Here is a 17,052-nt window from a genome sequence, read left to right on the forward strand (position 1 = left end):
TCCTGAGCGGCACCCGGTGGGCGCCACGTCAGCCTGTCGGGCCGACCGCCGACCAGGGTGGCCCCCCCGCGCGGACCACGCGACCCCCGTCGCCCCCGGCCCCCGGCCCGAGCTCGACCACGTGGTCCGCGGTCTGCTCCGCGGCGGGGTCGTGCTCGGCCAGCAGCACGGTGTGGCCGCTGTCGGCCAGGGTGTGCAGCTGGGCCAGCAGGCGGTGGGCGTCGGCCGGGTGCAGCCCGGTGGTGGGTTCGTCCATCACGTACAGCGTCGGCGCCCGCCGCTCCTTCTGCAGCTCCGTCGCCAGCTTGATCCGCTGGGCCTCCCCGCCGGACAGCTCGGTGGCCGGCTGCCCCAGGGCGAGGTAGCCCAGCCCCAGGGCCTGCAGCGCGGCCAGCGCCCGGCGCGCCGGCGCCACCTCGCCGAGCGCGTCCAGGGCCTGGGACACGGTGAGCCGCAGCAGGTCCGCCACGGTCCGCCCCTGCCACCGGACCTCCAGCGTCTCCGCCCCGAACCGGTCGCCCCGGCAGTCGGGGCACGCCGAGTACGTCCCGGGCAGGAAGAGCAGCTCGACCGACACCGCCCCCTCGCCCTGGCAGGTCGGGCAGCGTCCGGCCGCGGTGTTGAAGCTGAACCGGCTCGCGGTGAACCCCCGTTCCCGCGCCTCCTGCGTCGCCGCGAAGAGCCGGCGCACGGGGTCCCACAGGCCGGTGTAGGTCGCCAGCGTCGAGCGGGGGGAGCGGCCGATCGGCTTCTGCGTGATCCGCACGACCCGGGTCGGTATGCCGTGCCCGCTCGCCCGGGCGACGGCCCGGGCCGGACCCTCCGGTCCCGCCTGCCCCGCGAGGTCGTTCGCGGACGGCCCGTCCTGCAGGTCGTCCTCCGCGTCGGTCGCCGAGTCCTCCGGCGCGCGCTCGTCCTCGACCCGGGCCAGCTGCTCGCCGACCACGTCGTGGACGGCGTCGAGCAGGCTGGTCTTGCCCGAGCCGGAGATGCCGGTGACCACCGTGAGCGCGCCCAGCGGCAGGTCGAGGTCGACCCCGCGCACGGTGTGCCTGGTCAGGCCGCGCAGCTCCAGCACCCCACCCGCTCCGCGGCGTGCTGCGCGACCCGTCGGGACGCCCCGGGTGTCCTGTCGGGCGGGCCCGCCCGTCGTCCCCGGCGCTGAGGTCGGGTGGATCTCCTCCGGGTGCACCGGACGGTCGAGGTAGCGGGCCGTCACCGACGTCGTGACCGCGGCGAGACCGGAGACCGGTCCGGACCACAGCACCTCCCCGCCCTCCGTCCCCGCCCCCGGGCCCACGTCGACGACCCAGTCGCAGCGCCGCACCACCGCCATGTCGTGCTCGACGACCACGACGGTGTTGCCCGCGCACACCAGCTCGCGCAGCAGCCGCACCAACCGGTCGGTGTCCCTGGGGTGCAGGCCGGCCGACGGTTCGTCGAGCACGTAGACCACCCCGAACAGCCCCGACCGCAGCGCCGTGGCGAGGCGCAGCCGCTGCAGCTCCCCGGAGCTCACCGTGGCCACCGACCGCCCGAGGGCCAGGTGGCCCAGGCCGAGCTCCACCATGAGCTCCAGCCGACCGGACACGTCCTCCAGCAGCACCCGCTCGGCCTCGGTCCGCGCCGAGCCCGGGTGCGTCCCGGCCCCGGCCCCGTCCTCGGACGCGGCCAGCCGCCGCTGCAGGAGCGGCAGCAGCGTCGAGACCGCAAGTGCGGACGCCTCGTCGATCGCCATCTTCTGCCAGCGCACGCGCAGGGCCTCGGGCCGCAGCCGCCGGCCGGAGCAGACCTCGCACGGCCGCGACTCGACGTGCCGCAGCGCCCGCTGCCTCTGGGTGGTGCTCCGCGTCTCGGCCAGCGTCCGCAGCACGTAGCGACGGGCCGAGGAGAAGGTGCCCCGGTAGGGCCGCTGGATGCGCTCCGGGTCCCGCGTGGGCACGACGGTGACGACCGGCTGCTCGTCGGTGAACAGGATCCACTCCCGGGTCGCTCGCGGCAGGTCGTGCCACGGCACGTCCACGTCGTGCCCCAGGGTGGCGACGATGTCGCGGTAGTTCTTGCCCAGCCACGCCCCCGGCCAGGCCGCGACCGCGCCCTCGGCGACGGACAGCGAGGGGTTGGGCACCATCGAGGCCTCGGTCGGCACGTGCTCGACCCCCAGCCCGCCGCACCCCGGGCAGGCACCCGCGGCGGTGTTCGCCGAGAAGTGGTCGGAGTCCATCGGCCCCACGTCCGCCGGGTAGTCGCCGCACCGCGACCACAGCATCCGCAGCGTGCTGCCCGCCGTGGTCACCGTCCCCACGGTCGAGCGGGACGACGTGCCGGAGCCTCGCCCCTGCTCGAGCGCGACGGTGGGCGGCAGGCCGTGCACGTCCCGGACCTGCGGGTCGACCGCCGCGTGGATCAGCCGCCGGGCGAAGGGGGCGACCGAGTCCAGGTAGCGCCGCTGCGCCTCGCCGTGGATCGTGCCGAAGGCCAGGCTGGACTTGCCCGAGCCGCTCACCCCGGTCACCGCGACCAACGCGTCCCGCGGCAGGTCGACGTCCACGTCGCGCAGGTTGTGCAGCCGGGCGCCCCGGACCTCGATGCGCCCGGCCGGCACGGTCGTCGGCGGCGCGGGGTCGGGAGCACTGGTCGTCACCGGGACAGACTAGGCGCGGGCCCGGCCCGTCCGGACGGGTCAGGGAGGCGGCCCTGACCGGCCAGGGAGGTGGCGCGGACGGGTCAGGGAGGCGGGCGGGGGCGCGACGGCATACCGTGGAGGGGTGTTCGGGCGACGACGCGACAGCCCCGTCCGCCGGGCCATGGACGCCACGCCCCGGGCCGGCTACCTGCCCGAGGGCGTCCGCGAGCGGGCGGGGATCGACGCACCGGTGGCGATCGGCCACGAGGCGACCTGCTCCCAACCGACCACGGTGCGCACCATGCTCGACCTGCTCGACGTACGGCCCGGCCAGCAGGTCCTCGACGTCGGGTGCGGCTCGGGCTGGACCACCGCGATCCTGGCCCGCCTCGTCGGAGCCGAGGGCCGCGTCGTCGGGGTCGACATCGTGCCCGAGCTCGTCGAGGACGCGGCCGCCCGGCTGCGTCGCGACGGCCTGGGACGGGCCGAGGTCCGTGTGGCCGCGGAGGGGGAGCTGGGGGCGCCCGACGCCGCCCCGTTCGACCGCATCCTGGTCTCGGCGATGGCCCGCGAGCTGCCCGAGGAGCTGGTCGACCAGCTCGTCGACGACGGACGGATGGTGCTGCCCCTGGAGGGTCGGCTCGTGACCGTCACCAGGGCGGCCGGGGAGGCGAAGATCGAGCCTGCCCCGGGCTGGTACAGGTTCGTCCCGCTGAGGCGTCCGTGACGTCCCTGGTCGGACCCGGGGGGACGGCCGAGGGCACCCCGTCGGGCGCGGTCGAGGTCCCGCCGCGGATCCTGGAGCTGGCGCGGGATGCCGCACGGGTGTGCGTGCTCACCGGGGCCGGGATCTCGGCGGAGTCGGGGATCCCCACCTTCCGCGACGCCCAGGTCGGGCTGTGGGAGCGCTTCGACCCCCTGGAGCTGGCCACCCCGGGCGCCTGGGCGGCCGACCCGGCGCAGGTGTGGGCCTGGTACGCCTGGCGGGCCACCCTCGTGCGCCGGGCCCAGCCGAACCCGGGCCACCTGGCGCTCGCCGGGTGGCAGGCCCGTCCGGGCGTGCGCCTTGGCATCGTCACCCAGAACGTCGACGACCTGCACGAGCGGGCCGGCTCGGAGGTCCTGGCCCACGTGCACGGCAGCCTGTTCGCGCTGCGCTGCAGCGTGTGCGGCAGGCCCGGTGGCGCGGTGTACCCGGAGCTGGACGAGCCGGTCGCCCGGGTGGACCCGCCGCCCTGCGACACCTGCGGAGGCCCGGTACGACCGGGGGTCGTCTGGTTCGGCGAGGCGCTCCCCGAGGACGGCTTCCTGGCGGCGGTGGACGTCGCCCGGGAGGCCGACCTGCTCCTCGTCGTCGGCACCTCCGGGCTGGTGCACCCCGCCGCGACGATCCCCCACCTGGCGGGGGTGGGCGGGGTACCGGTGGTCGAGGTCAACCCGGCACCGACCGCGGTGACCGAGGCTGCGGACGAGGTATGGCGTGCCACCGCGGCCGCGGCCCTCCCGGCGCTGGTGGCCCGGCTGGGAGATGTCGGACCCCGCGGTTAGTCTGGTCGCTCCGGGCGAGGATGCAACAGATGTAACAGGCGCCAGGAGATGTAACAGATGACACAGCGCTGCGGCCAGGCTGGACGGTGAGCGCGGCTCCGACGGAGGCCGACGGTGATCGCCGACCCGGCGGAGGCCGACGGTGAGCGTAGGACCCGGGGAGGCCGACGGTGAGCTTAGGACCCGGCGGAGACCGGCGGTGAGCGTAGGACCCGGCGGAGACCGACGGCGGTAGCGGAGGTGGAGGTGAGAGGCGTGCCGGGGACGACCAACCCGTTCCGACCCAGCTTCGGCGTGTCCCCCCGGGTGCTCGCCGGCCGCACCGACCTCCTGCAGGACGTCGACGTGGCCCTCGACGAGGGTCCCGGCTCGCCCCTGCGGTCGCTGCTAGTCAGCGGCGCACGGGGGATGGGCAAGACCGTGGTCCTCAACGAGCTGGAGGAGATCGCCCGGACCCGGGGGTGGCTGGTGCTGCGGCTGCCCGAGGGGCCGGACATGCTCACCGAGCTCGAGACCTCGACCGTGCCCGCGCTCCTCGCCGAGCACGATGCGACGGCCGTGAGGCGCCGGTTCACCGGGGCGGGCGTGAGCGGCGTCGGCTCCGTCTCCACCGAGGTCGAGGACCGCTATCCGGTGCACCGCTCGCTGACCCGGCTGCTGGAGCGTCTCAGCGACGTCCTGGCCGTCCACGAGACCGGGATGATGTTCACCCTCGACGAGGTCCAGGACGCCGACCCGCAGGTCGTGGGGCGGTTTGCGACGGTCTACCAGCACCTGGTCCGCGACGAGCGCGAGGTCGCCTTCGCCGCCGCCGGTCTGCCCGTGGGGGTGGACCAGCTGCTGCGTCAGGGCGGCACCACCTTCCTGCGTCGGGCCGAGCGCGTCCACCTCGACCTGCTCACCGCCGAGGAGGTCGCCGAGGCCGCCCGGGCCACCGTGAGCGACGCCGGTCGCACGCTCGCCGACGACGCGGTCGCCGCCCTCGTGGAGATCGTCCACGGCTACCCCTACCTGCTCCAGCTCGTCGGCTACCACGCCTGGCGGGTGGACCCCGCCCGGGAGGAGGTCACCGTTCGGCACGTGCGCTCGACCCGACCCCTGGTCGTCGAGCGGATGGGCCGGCTCGTGCACGCACCCGCGGTGGCACCCCTGCCCGAGGGCAGCGCTCCTACCTGCGCGCCATGGCCGTGGACGACGGGCCCTCCTCGACCCGGGAGATCGCCGAGCGGATGGGGGTGCCGATGCAGCAGCAGAACGTCTACCGCGCCAGGCTCATCGACCGCGAGCTCATCCGGCCCACCAGCCACGGATTCGTCGACGTCACCCTGCCCTACCTGAGGGAGCACCTGCGTGCCCAGCCCCGCTGACCGCCCGACCCGCACCGGAGCCGCCGGTGCCGGGAGCCCGGGGGGCCCGGACCGCCGCCCGACCGCGGCCCGCGCCGCCGTCGACACCCGCATCCCGCCCCCGATCTGGATCCTCGTCGGCGCCGCGTTCGTCATCGCCCTCGGCTTCGGGATCGTCTCCCCGGTCCTGCCGGCCTACGCCCGCTCCTTCGACGTCGGCGTGGCCGCGGCCTCGGTCGTGGTGTCCGCGTTCGCCTTCTTCCGGCTCGTCTTCGCACCCGCCGGTGGCGCCCTGGTCTCCCGGCTGGGCGAACGGCCCGTCTACCTCGCCGGCCTCCTGGTGGTGGCGGTCTCCTCGCTGGCGACCGCGTTCGCCCAGTCCTACGGCCAGCTCCTGCTCTTCCGGGGGCTCGGCGGCATCGGCTCGACGATGTTCACCATCTCGGCGATGGCCCTCCTCGTCCGCCTCGCACCCCCGCACCTGCGCGGCCGGGTCTCCTCCGCCTACGCCTCGGCCTTCCTCATCGGCGGCATGGCCGGGCCCCTCCTGGGCGGCCTGCTCGCCGGGTTCGGCCTGCGGGCACCCTTCGTCGTGTATGCCGTGGTGCTGGTCGTCGCCGCCGTCGTGGTGGCCGTGGGTCTCGGAGGGGAGCGGCTGCCCGCTCCGCCGGCGGGGTCCGCCGAGCGCCCCACGATGTCACTCGCCGAGGCCTGGGCCTCCCCGGTCTACCGGGCAGCCCTGGTCTCCGGGGTGGCCAACGGGTGGACCAACTTCGGCGTCCGCATGGCGGTGCTTCCCCTGCTGGCGATCGCCGTGCTCGACCAGCCGTGGGCGGCCGGCGTCGTGCTCGCGGTCAGCGCGGTCGGCACGGCCGTCACCCTGCAGTTCTCCGGTCGCGCCGCCGACCGGGTCGGCCGGCGGCCGCTGGTCCTCGTGGGGCTGCTCGTCATGGGGGCAGGCATGGGGCTCATGGGGCTGGCCACCGTCCCCGGGTCCAGCTCGGTCGGGCTGTCGGTGCTCCTCGCCCTGGCCGTCGTCTCCGGGGTGGGGGCGGGCATGGTCAACCCGGGTCAGCAGGCCGCCGTGGCCGACGTCGTCGGTCAGGAGCGCAACGCGGGCAAGGTCCTCTCCGTCTTCCAGATGGCCCAGGACGGTGGCGCCATCGTCGGGCCGATCCTCATCGGGCTGGTCGCCGACACCTGGGGCTTCCCGGTGGCCTTCGCGGTCACCGGGGTGGTCTGCCTGCTCGGGGCACTGCCCTGGCTGCGCGCCCCCGAGCCGCTCACCCTCCACGAGCACGCGGCCCGCTCCGACGTCGGGGCGGTGGAGTGACCGGGTGCGGCAGTCCGCTGTGAGCTCCCGCCGAGTCTGTGGCGCGGTTCCCCGGTCAGGGTCGTACGCGCCCGTGCCCCGGCCGTCCGGGTGAGGGCCGGAGGCGCCTGTGCCCGGCTGACCGGGTGAGGGCCGGAGGCGCCTGTGCCCGGCTGACCGGGTGAGGGCCGGAGGCGCCTGTGCCCCGGACGTTCAGGGTGAGGGCCGGAGGCGTCTGTGCCCCGGCTGTGCGGGTCCCGGTCACACGGGCCTGGCAGTCGGGGATGAGATGGGGCATGGGTGTGGCCCGGCCGGTGGTGGGCCGGGTGCGGGGCGGGGTCATCTCAGGTGCCAGGTGGTGCCGTGGGTGGTGATGGTGGCGGTGAGCCCTTTGTCGTGGACCCAGGTGTGGTGCCGCGGGCAGAGCAGGGCGTAGTTGGACAGGTCCGAGCGGCCACCTCGGGCCCAGGGCAGGATGTGGTGGGCCTCGCACCAGGTCGCCGGGACGGTGCACCCGGGGATGGTGCAGCCGCGGTCGCGCACGGCCAGGCGCAGGCGCTGCCCGGGGGTGACCAGGCGCTGGCGGCGGCCCTGGTCCAGCACCTCACCCTCGCTGCCCAGGACCATCGGGACCAGGTCGGCCTCGCACGCCAGCCGGCGCACCGACTCCGCGGCGACCAGGTCGCCCTCCAGGGTGGCGCCGCACCCGGGCACGAGCCCACCGGTGTCGGCCAGGTCGGCGCGCAGGGTGTCCAGGTCCATGGTCACCACCACGGTGGCCTTGGGCGTGGTGGGCTCACCTCTGGTGCCGGCCACACCGCGGCGCAGCACCGTCATCAGCGCGTCGTACCGGCGCTGCCCGGGGGTGCGGGTGTCCTGCTGGCCGGTGGCCTCGACCTCCACTGCGGTGGCCGGTGCGGCCAGGGGTGACCTCAGGATCGCGCGGACGGCTTGGTAGTCGCCGTCCTCGCCGAAGGTCATGATGATCCGCTGCACGGATCCGTCGTCGGCCAGGGACGACTCGTGCACGTCGCGCAGCTGGTGCTGGGCGCGGCGCCGCTCCTCGTGCTCCTTCTCCGGCAGGCACGCGGCCAGCAACCGGCCGCTCACCCGGGCGACGTCCGCCTCCTCGAACACGGGGTTGCACCCGGCGTCGGCCAGCAGCCCCACCGCCTGCTCGTAGTCCTGCGGGGACAGCGCCCCCCGGATCCGGGCCAGCGCCCGGTGCAGGCTGGCCGCCCGGGCCAGCGGCATGCCGCCGGACAGCACCCCCTCCAGCAGGGGTGCGTGCACCCCCTCCTGCCCGGCCCGGGCCAGGCGCACCAGGTCGTGCAGCACACCCCGGGGCACCTCCGGGCAGCGGGCGCGCAACCAGTCGGTCAGGGTCATCCCGGCCGCGGTGGGCAGCCCCCGGCCGGCGGCCTCCACCGCCAGCCGCACCCGAGCCCGCTCCACCGCCCCCGCCACCACCGACACCGCACCCAGGGCCGCGTCCAGCTCGACGTCCTGCACCAGCGCCACGTCCTGAGCCGCCAGGTCGGCGAGGGTGGCCTCCCGACCCGCCTCCCGCAGACACCCCACCACCCGCTCCCCCGGCAACCGCGCCGCCGGCCACGAACCCTCCCCGACCAGCGCCCCCGCCGAGGTCCGCAACACCTCCCCACCCCAGGACTCCCTCATAGGACAAACGTACGAGAGGTGTCCGACACACCCTGGCCGTCGGCCTGCCAGGCGCAGGAGACCCCGGCCTGCGGGGACGCTCCCGGTGCGGACCTCGACGGATCCATCGGTCCGCCCCGGGTGCCGATCACGCCATACCCTGGGAGCCGTGAGCACACCGCACCCAGGCAGCGAGCACCTCATCATCCTTCCCGACCGTGAGGGCGCCGAAGAGCTGGCCGAGGAGCTCCGCGAGGAGGGCTTCGCCCAGGTCCGGGTCATCAGGGAGGCCGCCCGGACGGAGGAGGACGACGAGGACCACGAGTGGGCCGTCTACGTGCTCGACACCCGTCTGCCGGACGCCTCCGGGGGCGGGGCGTACGAGGGGCTGCGCGAGCGCTTCACCCAGATCGCCCGGGAGAACGACGGGTGGTACGACCAGCCGGGGGACCACCGGCCGCCGGTGCCGCCGGAACCGGACGAGCAGTGACCCACGAGCAGGTCGAACGGGAGCGGACGTTCGCCCTGGCGGAGGAGGAGGCCCTTCCTCGGCTCGAGGGCCTGCTGGAGGTCGGCGAGACGGTCGAGCACCGGATGCGGGCGGTGTACCTGGACACCACCGACCTGCTGCTGATCCGGCACCGGATCACCCTGCGCCGACGCGAGGGGGGACCCGACGAGGGGTGGCACGTGAAGCTTCCGCGGCCCGACGGCTCGCGCCTGGAGCTGCACTCGCCGCTGACCCGGGGCCCGGGCCGGACGCGGGTGCCCGACGGTCATCTGCGCGCGGTCGTGGCCGCCCTCGGCACCGACTGGCCGACCGGCCTGGACGCCACCCTCCTGCCGGTGGCCACCCTGATCACCCACCGGACCCAGACGGAGCTCATGGACGACCGGGGCAGCGTCGTGGCCACCCTGTGCGACGACCGGGTGACCGCCCTGCCGGAGGAGCGTCGCTGGCGCGAGCTGGAGGTCGAGCTGGTCCCCACCGCCACCGACGACGCCCTGCTGGACGCCGTCACCGACCGGTTCGCGGCACAGGGGGTGGTCCCGGCGGACTCCCCGTCCAAGCTGGCCCGCGCCCTGGGCAAGCGCCCCGACCGCGCAGCCCGCGGGCAGGGTCTGCGTCCTCGCGACCCCGCCGCCGCGGTCCTGCACGCCTACCTCGCAGCACAGGTCGCCGCGGTCGTCGGCCGGGAGGAGGACCTGCAGGCCGACGCCCCGGACGCCGTGCACAAGGCCCGGGTCGGCACCCGGCGCCTGCGGAGCGCCCTGCGCACCTTCGACCGACTGCTCGACCGCGAGGTCACCGACCCGCTGCGGGACGAGGTGGCCTGGCTGGCCGGGCTCCTGGGGGCACCGCGCGACGCGGAGGTGGTGCGCGACCGCGTCCTCGGCCGGCTGGAGTCCCTGCCGGCAGACCTGCTCGTCGGCGACGTGGTCGACTCCGCCCGGGCCAGTCTGGACAAGGAGCACGCCCGTGCCCACGACGCGCTCCGTGCCGGAATGGACTCCGACCGATACCTGGAGCTGACCGACGCCCTCCTGGACCTGCTCGCCGACCCGCCGTGGCGGGCTCGTGCCCGGCAGCGGGCCGACGAGGTCCTGCCGTCCCTCGTCGAGCAGGCCGTCGAGCGGGTGGCCCGCTCGGTGCGGGCGACGCGTCCGTTCGACGGCCCGGGTGACGCGGGCGGTCGCGACGACCCGGCCAGTCGCGACGACCCGGGTGACGGGAGCGGTGGGGACGACCCGGCCGGTCGCGACGACCCGGAGGATCCGGGCGGCCTGGGCGACCCCGGAGCCCTCGGTGCGCTCCACGACCGGCACGAGACGCGCAAGCGGGCCAAGGCTGCCCGCTACGGGTGGGAGGCCCTGGTCCCGGCTCTCGGGCCGGTGGCCGAGGAGTCCGCCCGCCGGTGGGAGGAGGTGACCGAGGCCCTCGGCGAGCTCCAGGACGTCGTGGTCACCCGGGAGAGGCTCCTGGAGCTGGCGGCCGTGGCCGGGTCGGACGGCGTGCCGAGCTTCAGCCTGGGGGTGGTCGCCGGTGACGACGGCGCGCGGGTGCCGGACCTGGTGGCCCGGGGAGACGATGCCGTAGACCGCGCCCTGCGGCGCTGACCGGCCCCACGTCGCGGTGCTGACCGCACTGCGTTGCTGGTCGGGCCGCCCCGCAGCGGGCCCCGGCCGGCACCGGGTGAACACCAGGTGACACGCAGGGGACAGACCGACGGCCAACGGTCACCCCCCGGCCAACGGGAGCCACGGACGGTTCATGTCCGGCCTCTTCCATGGAGGAGCTGGCACCGCCAGCGGCGGAGGCGAGCCTCCGCGTCCCGGTACGAAAAGAAATCCTGTGTCCCTTCGGCACAAGACCATGGCCCGCACCTCCGTCGTGGCCGCCGCCGTCCTGGTCCTGGCCGCGTGCGGCAACGGTGAGGACAGCACCGACGACACCACCCCGGCCGCCGCCGGCTCCGAGGAGAGCACCGAGGGCGGGTCCGAGGACGGCGCCCTCTCCGGCGACATCGCCATCGACGGTTCCTCCACGGTCACCCCGCTCACCGAGCCGGCCGCCGAGCTCTTCATGCAGGAGAACCCCGACGTCCGCGTCGCCGTCGGCACGTCCGGCACCGGTGGCGGTTTCGAGAAGTTCTGCAACGGCGAGACGGACATCTCGATGGCCTCCCGGCAGATCAAGGACGAGGAGATCGCCGCCTGCGAGGAGGCCGGCATCACCTACGAGGAGCTCGGCGTGGCGAACGACGGGCTCGCCGTCGTGGTCAACCCCGAGAACGACTGGGCGACCTGCCTGACCGTCGAGGAGCTCAACACCGCCTGGATGGACGGCTCCACCGCCGCGTCCTGGAGCGACATCAACCCCGAGTTCCCGGACGAGGAGCTGACGCTCTACGGCCCCGGCACCGACTCCGGCACGTTCGACTACTTCACCGAGGCGATCAACGGCGAGGAGGGGAACATCCGGCAGGACTACAACGACATCGGCGAGGACGACAACGCCGCGGTCACCGGTGTCTCCGGCGGCGTGGGCGCCATGGCCTTCATCCCGCTGTCCTTCGTGCTGGAGGCCGGCGACCAGGTCAAGGCCATCGAGGTGGAGAACGAGGCCGGCGAGTGCGTCGCGCCCTCCGAGGAGACCGTGCAGGCGGGCGACTACAACCCGCTGGGCCGTCAGCTGTTCATCTACCCCAAGGGCGAGTCGATCGCCGACAAGCCCGAGGTCAAGGCGTTCGCGGAGTTCTACGTGAACAACTCCGACGAGATCGCCGACGCGGCCGGCTTCATCGCGCTGACCGAGGAGCAGAAGCAGACCGCCCTCGACCACCATCGCCTCCCTCGGCGGGGATCGCTGACCCCGGTCGGCACCACCCACCCGTGACCAGGACCGCAGAAGGAGGAGCATGAGCACCATCACGCGTCCGGGGACCACCTCCGGGGCCCGGGCGGACGCACCGCTCTCGCTCCGGGCGAGCTCCCCCCGCTGGGGGGAGAAGGTCGTCGTCGGATGGCTGTTCCTCTGCGCGGCCTTCTCGGTCCTGGTCACGGCGGGGATCGTCTTCTCCCTGATCCCCCCGACCGTCGAGTTCTTCCAGCGGGTAGCCCCCGCGGACTTCTTCTCCACCGACTTCTGGGCCCCCACCAACTCCAGCAACCCCAGCTTCGGCGTGCTCCGGCTGGTGGTCGGCACGCTCAACGTCACCTTCTGGGCGCTGCTCATCGCGATCCCGGCCGGTCTGGGGGCGGCGATCTACCTCAGCGAGTACGCCGGCACCCGCGCCCGCAAGGTCCTCAAGCCCATCCTGGAGGTCCTCGAGGGAGTCCCCACGGTCGCCTACGGCTTCTTCGCGATGACCTTCGTCACGCCCCTCCTGCGGGAGTTCTGGCCCACCTTCCTGCCCGGGAAGCTCGGCGAGCCGCCGGGCATCTTCTCGGCCGCGTCGGCCGGGCTCGTCATGGGTGTCATGATCATCCCCACGGTGGCCTCCATCTCGCAGGACGCCATGAGCGCCGTCCCCTCGGGCCTGAGCCAGGCGGCCTACGGCCTGGGGTCGACACGGATGCAGGTGGCCACCCGGGTGGTCGTCCCCGCCGCGCTCTCCGGCATCGTCGCGAGCTTCGTCCTGGGGATCTCCCGGGCCATCGGCGAGACGATGATCGTGCTGCTGGCCGCCGGAGCCTCGGCCAACCTGACCTTCTGGCCCAACGACTCGGTGCTGACGATGACCACGTTCATCGCCCGGACCTCGACCGGAGACATCGGGCACGGCACCACGACCTACTACACGATCTTCGCCGTCGGCGCGCTGCTCTTCCTCATGACCTTCGTCATGAACATGATCAGCATCGCCCTGGTCCGCAAGTTCCGGGAGACCTACGAATGAGCCGGCCCACCCTCGACCCCGCCCGTCTGAACGGCCCCAACCGCACCGGCGTGGCAGCGGCCCGCCGAGTCACCGAGCTGGGGCTCGACGGGCGTCAGCGCGGAGGCAAGTGGAAGGGGGGCGTGTTCAAGGCGCTCCTGATCCTCTGCCTCGTGCTCGCGTTCGTGACCCTCCTGGCGGTCATCGTCCAGGCCTTCGCCCGCGGCCTGCCTCGGCTGGACCTGAACCTCATCACGCAGATGCCCTCGACGCTGGACCGGGAGACCTCCGGCATGCAGTCGGCGATCTTCGGCACGATCTACGTCATGGTCGGCGTGGTCGTCACCGTGGTCCCGATCGGGGTGTCCGCCGCGATCTACCTGGAGGAGTTCGCCGACCACACCAAGGCGTGGGTGCGCTTCATCGAGCTGAACATCCAGAACCTGGCGGCCGTGCCCTCGATCGTCTTCGGCATCCTGGGCCTGGCGTTCATCGTCCGCGGCCCGCTGAGCCTGGGACCCGTGGCCTACGCCGGGTCGCTCACCCTGGCGCTCCTGGTCCTGCCCACCGTGATCCTGGCGGCGCGCGAGGCGATCAGGGCCGTCCCCAACAGCCTGCGGCTGGGATCGATGGGCCTGGGTGCCACCCAGTGGCAGACCATCTGGCACCACGTGCTCCCGGCCGCCGTGCCGGGGATCGTCACCGGCACGATCCTGGCGCTCTCCCGGGCCATCGGTGAGACCGCCCCCCTGCTCCTGGTCGGGGCCACCGTCTTCGTCACCTACAACCCGGACGGCTTCTTCGACGGCGCCTACACGGTCCTGCCCGTGCAGATCTTCCAGTGGGCCGTCCGCCCGCAGGAGGAGTTCCGCATCCTTGCCGCCGCCGGGATCATCCTCCTGCTCGGGGTCCTGCTGGCGATGAACTCGGTGGCCATCTGGATCCGCAACCGCTTCACCCGCGAGCTGTGATGCTCCGCCTGCCCGCCCGCCACCCGCGCCCCCGACCGCACACCCCTCCGGCACCCCCGCCCCAAGGAGACCCGACCGTGACCGACACCGTCGCCCACACCCCCCCCGCCCGCACGATGCCGGGACACGACATCCCCGAACGCCCCGTCCCGGTGATGGAGGCCCGCGGCCTGAACGTCTTCTACGGCGGATTCCACGCGGTCCACGACGTCGACCTGGCGTTCGGACGCAACGAGATCACCGCCCTCATCGGCCCGTCGGGGTGCGGCAAGTCGACCGTGCTGCGCTGTCTGAACCGGATGAACGACCTGGTGCCCTCGGCCCGGGTCGAGGGCCAGGTGCTCTACCACGACCAGGACGTCTACGCCCCGGAGGTGGACCCGATCGAGGTCCGCAGGCACATCGGGATGGTCTTCCAGAAGGCCAACCCCTTCCCCAAGTCGATCTACGACAACGTCGCCTACGGCCCGCGCGTCACCGGCATGAAGGTCGACAGCATGGACGACCACGTGGAGAAGTGCCTGCGCGGTGCTGCCCTGTGGGACGAGGTCAAGGACAAGCTCAAGGAGTCCGGCTACTCCCTCTCGGGCGGTCAGCAGCAGCGCCTGTGCATCGCCCGGGCCATCGCCACCGAGCCCGACGTGATCCTCATGGACGAGCCGTGCTCTGCGCTGGACCCCATCGCCACGGGCGCCGTCGAGGACCTCATGCTCGACCTGCGGCAGGACTACACGCTCATCATCGTCACGCACAACATGCAGCAGGCGGCCCGCATCTCGGACCGGACCGCCTTCTTCACCGCCCGTCCCGACGAGACGACCGGCAACCGGACCGGTCTGCTCGTGGAGTACGACCGCACCTCGAAGATTTTCGAGAACCCCTCCGACCAGCGGACCGAGGACTACATCTCCGGCCGCTTCGGCTGACCCGCGCTCGCCACCGCCCGCCGGAACTCGCCGAGCACCGGCTCCCCGAGCAGGACGAAGCGGACCTCCTCCAGCCCAGGCACCGAGGGGCCGCGGTCCCTGACCGCGGCCACCGCGACGTCCGCGACCTGGGCCGGGTCCCAGCCGTAGATCCCCGCGCTGACCGCCGGGAAGGCCACCGTCCTGGCGCCCACCTCGCCCGCGACCTCCAGGCTGCGGACGAAGCAGGAGGTCAGCAGGGCGGGGTCGGTCTGACCCGCGTGCCGGTCCGGCCCCACGGTGTGGATGACCCAGCGCGCCGCGAGGTCCCCGGCCCCGGTGGCCACGGCCTCGCCCACGGGCAGGCCGTCGGGCCACACGCTGGCCCGGACCTGTCGGCACTCCGCCAGCAGCGAGGGCCCGGCCGCACGGTGGATCGCCCCGTCCACCCCGCCGCCCCCGAGCAGGCCGGAGTTGGCGGCGTTGACGACCGCGTCGACACGCTGGGTGGTGAGGTCTCCCTGGACGCACGTGATCCGCATACCCCCATCCTGCCCCCGCTCGGGACGGGTGGCGCCCTGCGGCACAATCGGCACACGGGTCCGGCGCCGCGGCGTCCCTCACCCGGCACCGGCACCCACCGACGCGGGGAGGTATGACGTGACGCTCGCCTTCGTCGTCACCGTGCTCGCCGGCCTGTCCACCGTCGTGGGCGGATGGCTCGGCACGCACGACCAGGTGCTCCGCCGGCAGTGGCTGGCCGCCGCGCTCGCCTTCGCCGCCGGACTGATGATCACGATCTCGGTGGTGGAGATCGCCCCTGCCGCGGCGGTGGCGCTGCGGGAGGTGGTGGGGTTCGGCTGGAACCTCGCCTGGGTCGGGGGAGCGATGCTGGTGGGAACCATCGCGGTCCTGCTCATCGACAAGGCCATCCCGCACGAGGTGAACCCCGCCGAGCTGGCCGGCGGGGACGAGGCCCTGCGGGTCGCGAGCGGCGAGCTGGACGGGCGGCTCCTGCGCAGCGGGATGCTGCTGGCCGCGGTCGTGGCTCTGCACAACCTGCCGGAGGGGCTGGCCACCTTCATCTCCACCCTCGAGCGGCCCAGCGGTGGCATCGCGCTCGCCACGGCGATCGCGATCCACAACGTCCCGGAGGGGCTGGCGGTGGCCGCACCCATCTACGCGGCGACCCGCAGCCGGGCGACGGCGCTCTTCTGGGCCACCCTCTCCGGGCTCGCCGAACCGGTCGGGGCGGTCGTGGGCTACGTCCTGCTGCGGGCGGTGCTCCCCGAGGAGTGGCTCGTCCTGTCCCTGGCGCTCGTGGCCGGGATGATGCTCGCGGTCAGCTTCCTGGAGCTGCTGCCGGCGGCCCGGCGCTACGAGACGCACTACAGCCAGTCGCTGGTCGGCTTCTTCCTGGGAGCCGTCGTGATGGCCCTGAGCATCCAGCTGCTGGCCCCGCCCGTGGGCTGACCGGGCGGAGGGGCCCAGTGGCTGGTGGCCGGTGGCCGGTGGCTGGTGGCCGGTGGCCGGTGGCTGGTGGCTGGTGGCTGGTGGCTGGGGGAGGGAGCCTGCCGTGGTGGCAGGTGCGAGGGGCCCGACCGAGAAACCGCGCACGAGGGACCCAACCTGACGGGCCCGTGCGGCGTCCCAGGAGCAACGACGTTCCGAGGAGGAGCCATGAGAACCACCGCACCGACCGTGCTCGTGCTGGGCAGCCTGCTGCTGGCGGGCTGCGTGTCATCATCACCCGGACCCGCAGGGTCCCCGGACGTGTCGGGCGAGGCTCCGACCGCGGTCGACGTCGCCACCCCGACGACGACCGCGCCGGAACCGGCCGACGTCGCCGGACCGACCACGCAGGCGCCGGTGCCGACGGAGGAGCCGGACGCCGCCGCTGACCTGCCGCGCCTGGTCGGGGCGGAGGACGCCGACCTGGTCCTGCACGTCAGCAACCAGGTGCCCACGGAGGAGGTCGTCGGGATCACGGTCGCGGTCGACGGCGAGCAGCTGATCGACCAGGACTTCGCCTTCGAGGAGGGGCACAACTGGATCGAGTTCGGCCTCGAGCTCCCGCCCGGTGAGCACCCTGACGGCGACGACCGGGACGGGAGCGGGGACGGAACGGACCTTCGAGCTCCCGGAGGAGGACCGACGCTGGGCCGTGCTCAACTACTGGTCGGAGCCGACCGACGAGTCCGAGTCGACGATGAGGCGCTTCTTCACGTTCGAGGTCACCGAGGAGTTCCAGCCCTGGGCGTAGGGCCGGCCGGGACGGGTGGCGAACCGGCCCGAAGTTGAGCGGA

At 73.9% G+C, this 17,052-nt stretch carries 15 protein-coding genes; 12 read left to right on the plus strand and 3 right to left on the minus strand.

Features of this window, described 5'->3' with window-relative positions:
* Nucleotides 1–28: 28 nt before the first annotated feature.
* Nucleotides 29–2,644, minus strand: coding sequence for an excinuclease ABC subunit A (locus ACQ95T_RS01875; protein ID WP_431473454.1), 2,616 nt, complete (start codon nt 2,642–2,644; stop codon nt 29–31).
* Between the two features lie 124 nt (nt 2,645–2,768).
* Between ACQ95T_RS01875 and ACQ95T_RS01880 the strand changes: the two genes are divergently transcribed.
* The 4 genes from ACQ95T_RS01880 to ACQ95T_RS01895 all read left to right on the plus strand — a co-directional run bounded on the left by ACQ95T_RS01880 (nt 2,769) and on the right by ACQ95T_RS01895 (nt 6,853).
* Complete coding sequence (locus tag ACQ95T_RS01880; protein WP_425943106.1) at nt 2,769–3,353, plus strand: protein-L-isoaspartate O-methyltransferase family protein; 585 nt, start codon at nt 2,769–2,771, stop codon at nt 3,351–3,353.
* Nucleotides 3,350–4,174 (plus strand): SIR2 family NAD-dependent protein deacylase, encoded by an 825-nt coding sequence (locus ACQ95T_RS01885; protein ID WP_425943107.1) that lies wholly within the window; start codon nt 3,350–3,352, stop codon nt 4,172–4,174. The genes ACQ95T_RS01880 and ACQ95T_RS01885 overlap by 4 nt, the downstream gene beginning before the upstream one ends.
* A gap of 255 nt (nt 4,175–4,429) precedes the next feature.
* Nucleotides 4,430–5,512, plus strand: coding sequence for an ATP-binding protein (locus ACQ95T_RS01890; protein WP_431473455.1), 1,083 nt, complete (start codon nt 4,430–4,432; stop codon nt 5,510–5,512).
* Nucleotides 5,513–5,632: 120 nt separating this feature from the next.
* Nucleotides 5,633–6,853, plus strand: coding sequence for an MFS transporter (locus tag ACQ95T_RS01895; protein WP_425943117.1), 1,221 nt, complete (start codon nt 5,633–5,635; stop codon nt 6,851–6,853).
* A gap of 318 nt (nt 6,854–7,171) precedes the next feature.
* On the opposite strand, the gene ACQ95T_RS01900 is transcribed toward ACQ95T_RS01895, so the two are convergent.
* Nucleotides 7,172–8,512: a DUF222 domain-containing protein gene (locus ACQ95T_RS01900; protein ID WP_431473456.1), complete on the minus strand. Its 1,341-nt coding sequence runs from the start codon at nt 8,510–8,512 to the stop codon at nt 7,172–7,174.
* A gap of 148 nt (nt 8,513–8,660) precedes the next feature.
* On the opposite strand from ACQ95T_RS01900, the gene ACQ95T_RS01905 reads away from it, so the two are divergent.
* From ACQ95T_RS01905 to pstB, 6 genes are all read left to right on the plus strand, one after another.
* Nucleotides 8,661–8,981, plus strand: a complete 321-nt coding sequence (locus ACQ95T_RS01905; RefSeq protein ID WP_425938915.1) for a ribonuclease E inhibitor RraB — start codon at nt 8,661–8,663, stop codon at nt 8,979–8,981.
* Nucleotides 8,978–10,609, plus strand: coding sequence for a CHAD domain-containing protein (locus ACQ95T_RS01910; protein ID WP_425938917.1), 1,632 nt, complete (start codon nt 8,978–8,980; stop codon nt 10,607–10,609). Before ACQ95T_RS01905 ends, ACQ95T_RS01910 begins: the two co-directional genes overlap by 4 nt.
* A 256-nt stretch (nt 10,610–10,865) precedes the next feature.
* Nucleotides 10,866–11,888 (plus strand): PstS family phosphate ABC transporter substrate-binding protein, encoded by a 1,023-nt coding sequence (locus tag ACQ95T_RS01915; RefSeq protein WP_431473457.1) that lies wholly within the window; start codon nt 10,866–10,868, stop codon nt 11,886–11,888.
* Nucleotides 11,889–11,910: 22 nt separating this feature from the next.
* Nucleotides 11,911–12,891: a phosphate ABC transporter permease subunit PstC gene (gene pstC, locus ACQ95T_RS01920; protein ID WP_425938920.1), complete on the plus strand. Its 981-nt coding sequence runs from the start codon at nt 11,911–11,913 to the stop codon at nt 12,889–12,891.
* A complete protein-coding gene (pstA, locus tag ACQ95T_RS01925; RefSeq protein ID WP_425938922.1) occupies nt 12,888–13,841 on the plus strand; it encodes a phosphate ABC transporter permease PstA in 954 nt (317 codons plus the stop codon). The genes pstC and pstA overlap by 4 nt, the downstream gene beginning before the upstream one ends.
* Nucleotides 13,842–13,996: 155 nt before the next feature.
* On the plus strand, nt 13,997–14,767 hold the full coding sequence (gene pstB / locus ACQ95T_RS01930; protein WP_425939998.1) for a phosphate ABC transporter ATP-binding protein PstB: 771 nt from the start codon (nt 13,997–13,999) through the stop codon (nt 14,765–14,767).
* Here the strand turns inward: pstB and ACQ95T_RS01935 are convergent.
* On the minus strand, nt 14,743–15,288 hold the full coding sequence (locus tag ACQ95T_RS01935) for an O-acetyl-ADP-ribose deacetylase (protein ID WP_425938924.1): 546 nt from the start codon (nt 15,286–15,288) through the stop codon (nt 14,743–14,745). The genes pstB and ACQ95T_RS01935 overlap by 25 nt on opposite strands.
* Before the next feature lie 118 nt (nt 15,289–15,406).
* Between ACQ95T_RS01935 and zupT the strand changes: the two genes are divergently transcribed.
* Nucleotides 15,407–16,219: a zinc transporter ZupT gene (gene zupT / locus ACQ95T_RS01940; protein ID WP_425938926.1), complete on the plus strand. Its 813-nt coding sequence runs from the start codon at nt 15,407–15,409 to the stop codon at nt 16,217–16,219.
* A 207-nt stretch (nt 16,220–16,426) separates the two neighbouring features.
* A complete protein-coding gene (locus ACQ95T_RS01945) occupies nt 16,427–17,047 on the plus strand; it encodes a hypothetical protein (RefSeq protein WP_431473458.1) in 621 nt (206 codons plus the stop codon).
* Nucleotides 17,048–17,052: the final 5 nt, after the last annotated feature.

The organism is Ornithinimicrobium carbonis, from assembly GCF_050703245.1.
In the GTDB taxonomy this organism is placed as follows: domain Bacteria; phylum Actinomycetota; class Actinomycetes; order Actinomycetales; family Dermatophilaceae; genus Ornithinicoccus.

Bases quoted from the DNA above. Each gene is read 5' to 3' on its own strand.
- ACQ95T_RS01945 (WP_431473458.1), top strand. From the start codon at position 16,427: ATGAGAACCACCGCACCGACCGTGCTCGTGCTGGGCAGCCTGCTGCTG.
- pstB (WP_425939998.1), top strand. From the start codon at position 13,997: ATGGAGGCCCGCGGCCTGAACGTCTTCTACGGCGGATTCCACGCGGTC.
- ACQ95T_RS01935 (WP_425938924.1), bottom strand. From the start codon at position 15,288: ATGCGGATCACGTGCGTCCAGGGAGACCTCACCACCCAGCGTGTCGAC.
- ACQ95T_RS01915 (WP_431473457.1), top strand. From the start codon at position 10,866: ATGGCCCGCACCTCCGTCGTGGCCGCCGCCGTCCTGGTCCTGGCCGCG.
- ACQ95T_RS01900 (WP_431473456.1), bottom strand. From the start codon at position 8,512: ATGAGGGAGTCCTGGGGTGGGGAGGTGTTGCGGACCTCGGCGGGGGCG.
- pstC (WP_425938920.1), top strand. From the start codon at position 11,911: ATGAGCACCATCACGCGTCCGGGGACCACCTCCGGGGCCCGGGCGGAC.
- pstA (WP_425938922.1), top strand. From the start codon at position 12,888: ATGAGCCGGCCCACCCTCGACCCCGCCCGTCTGAACGGCCCCAACCGC.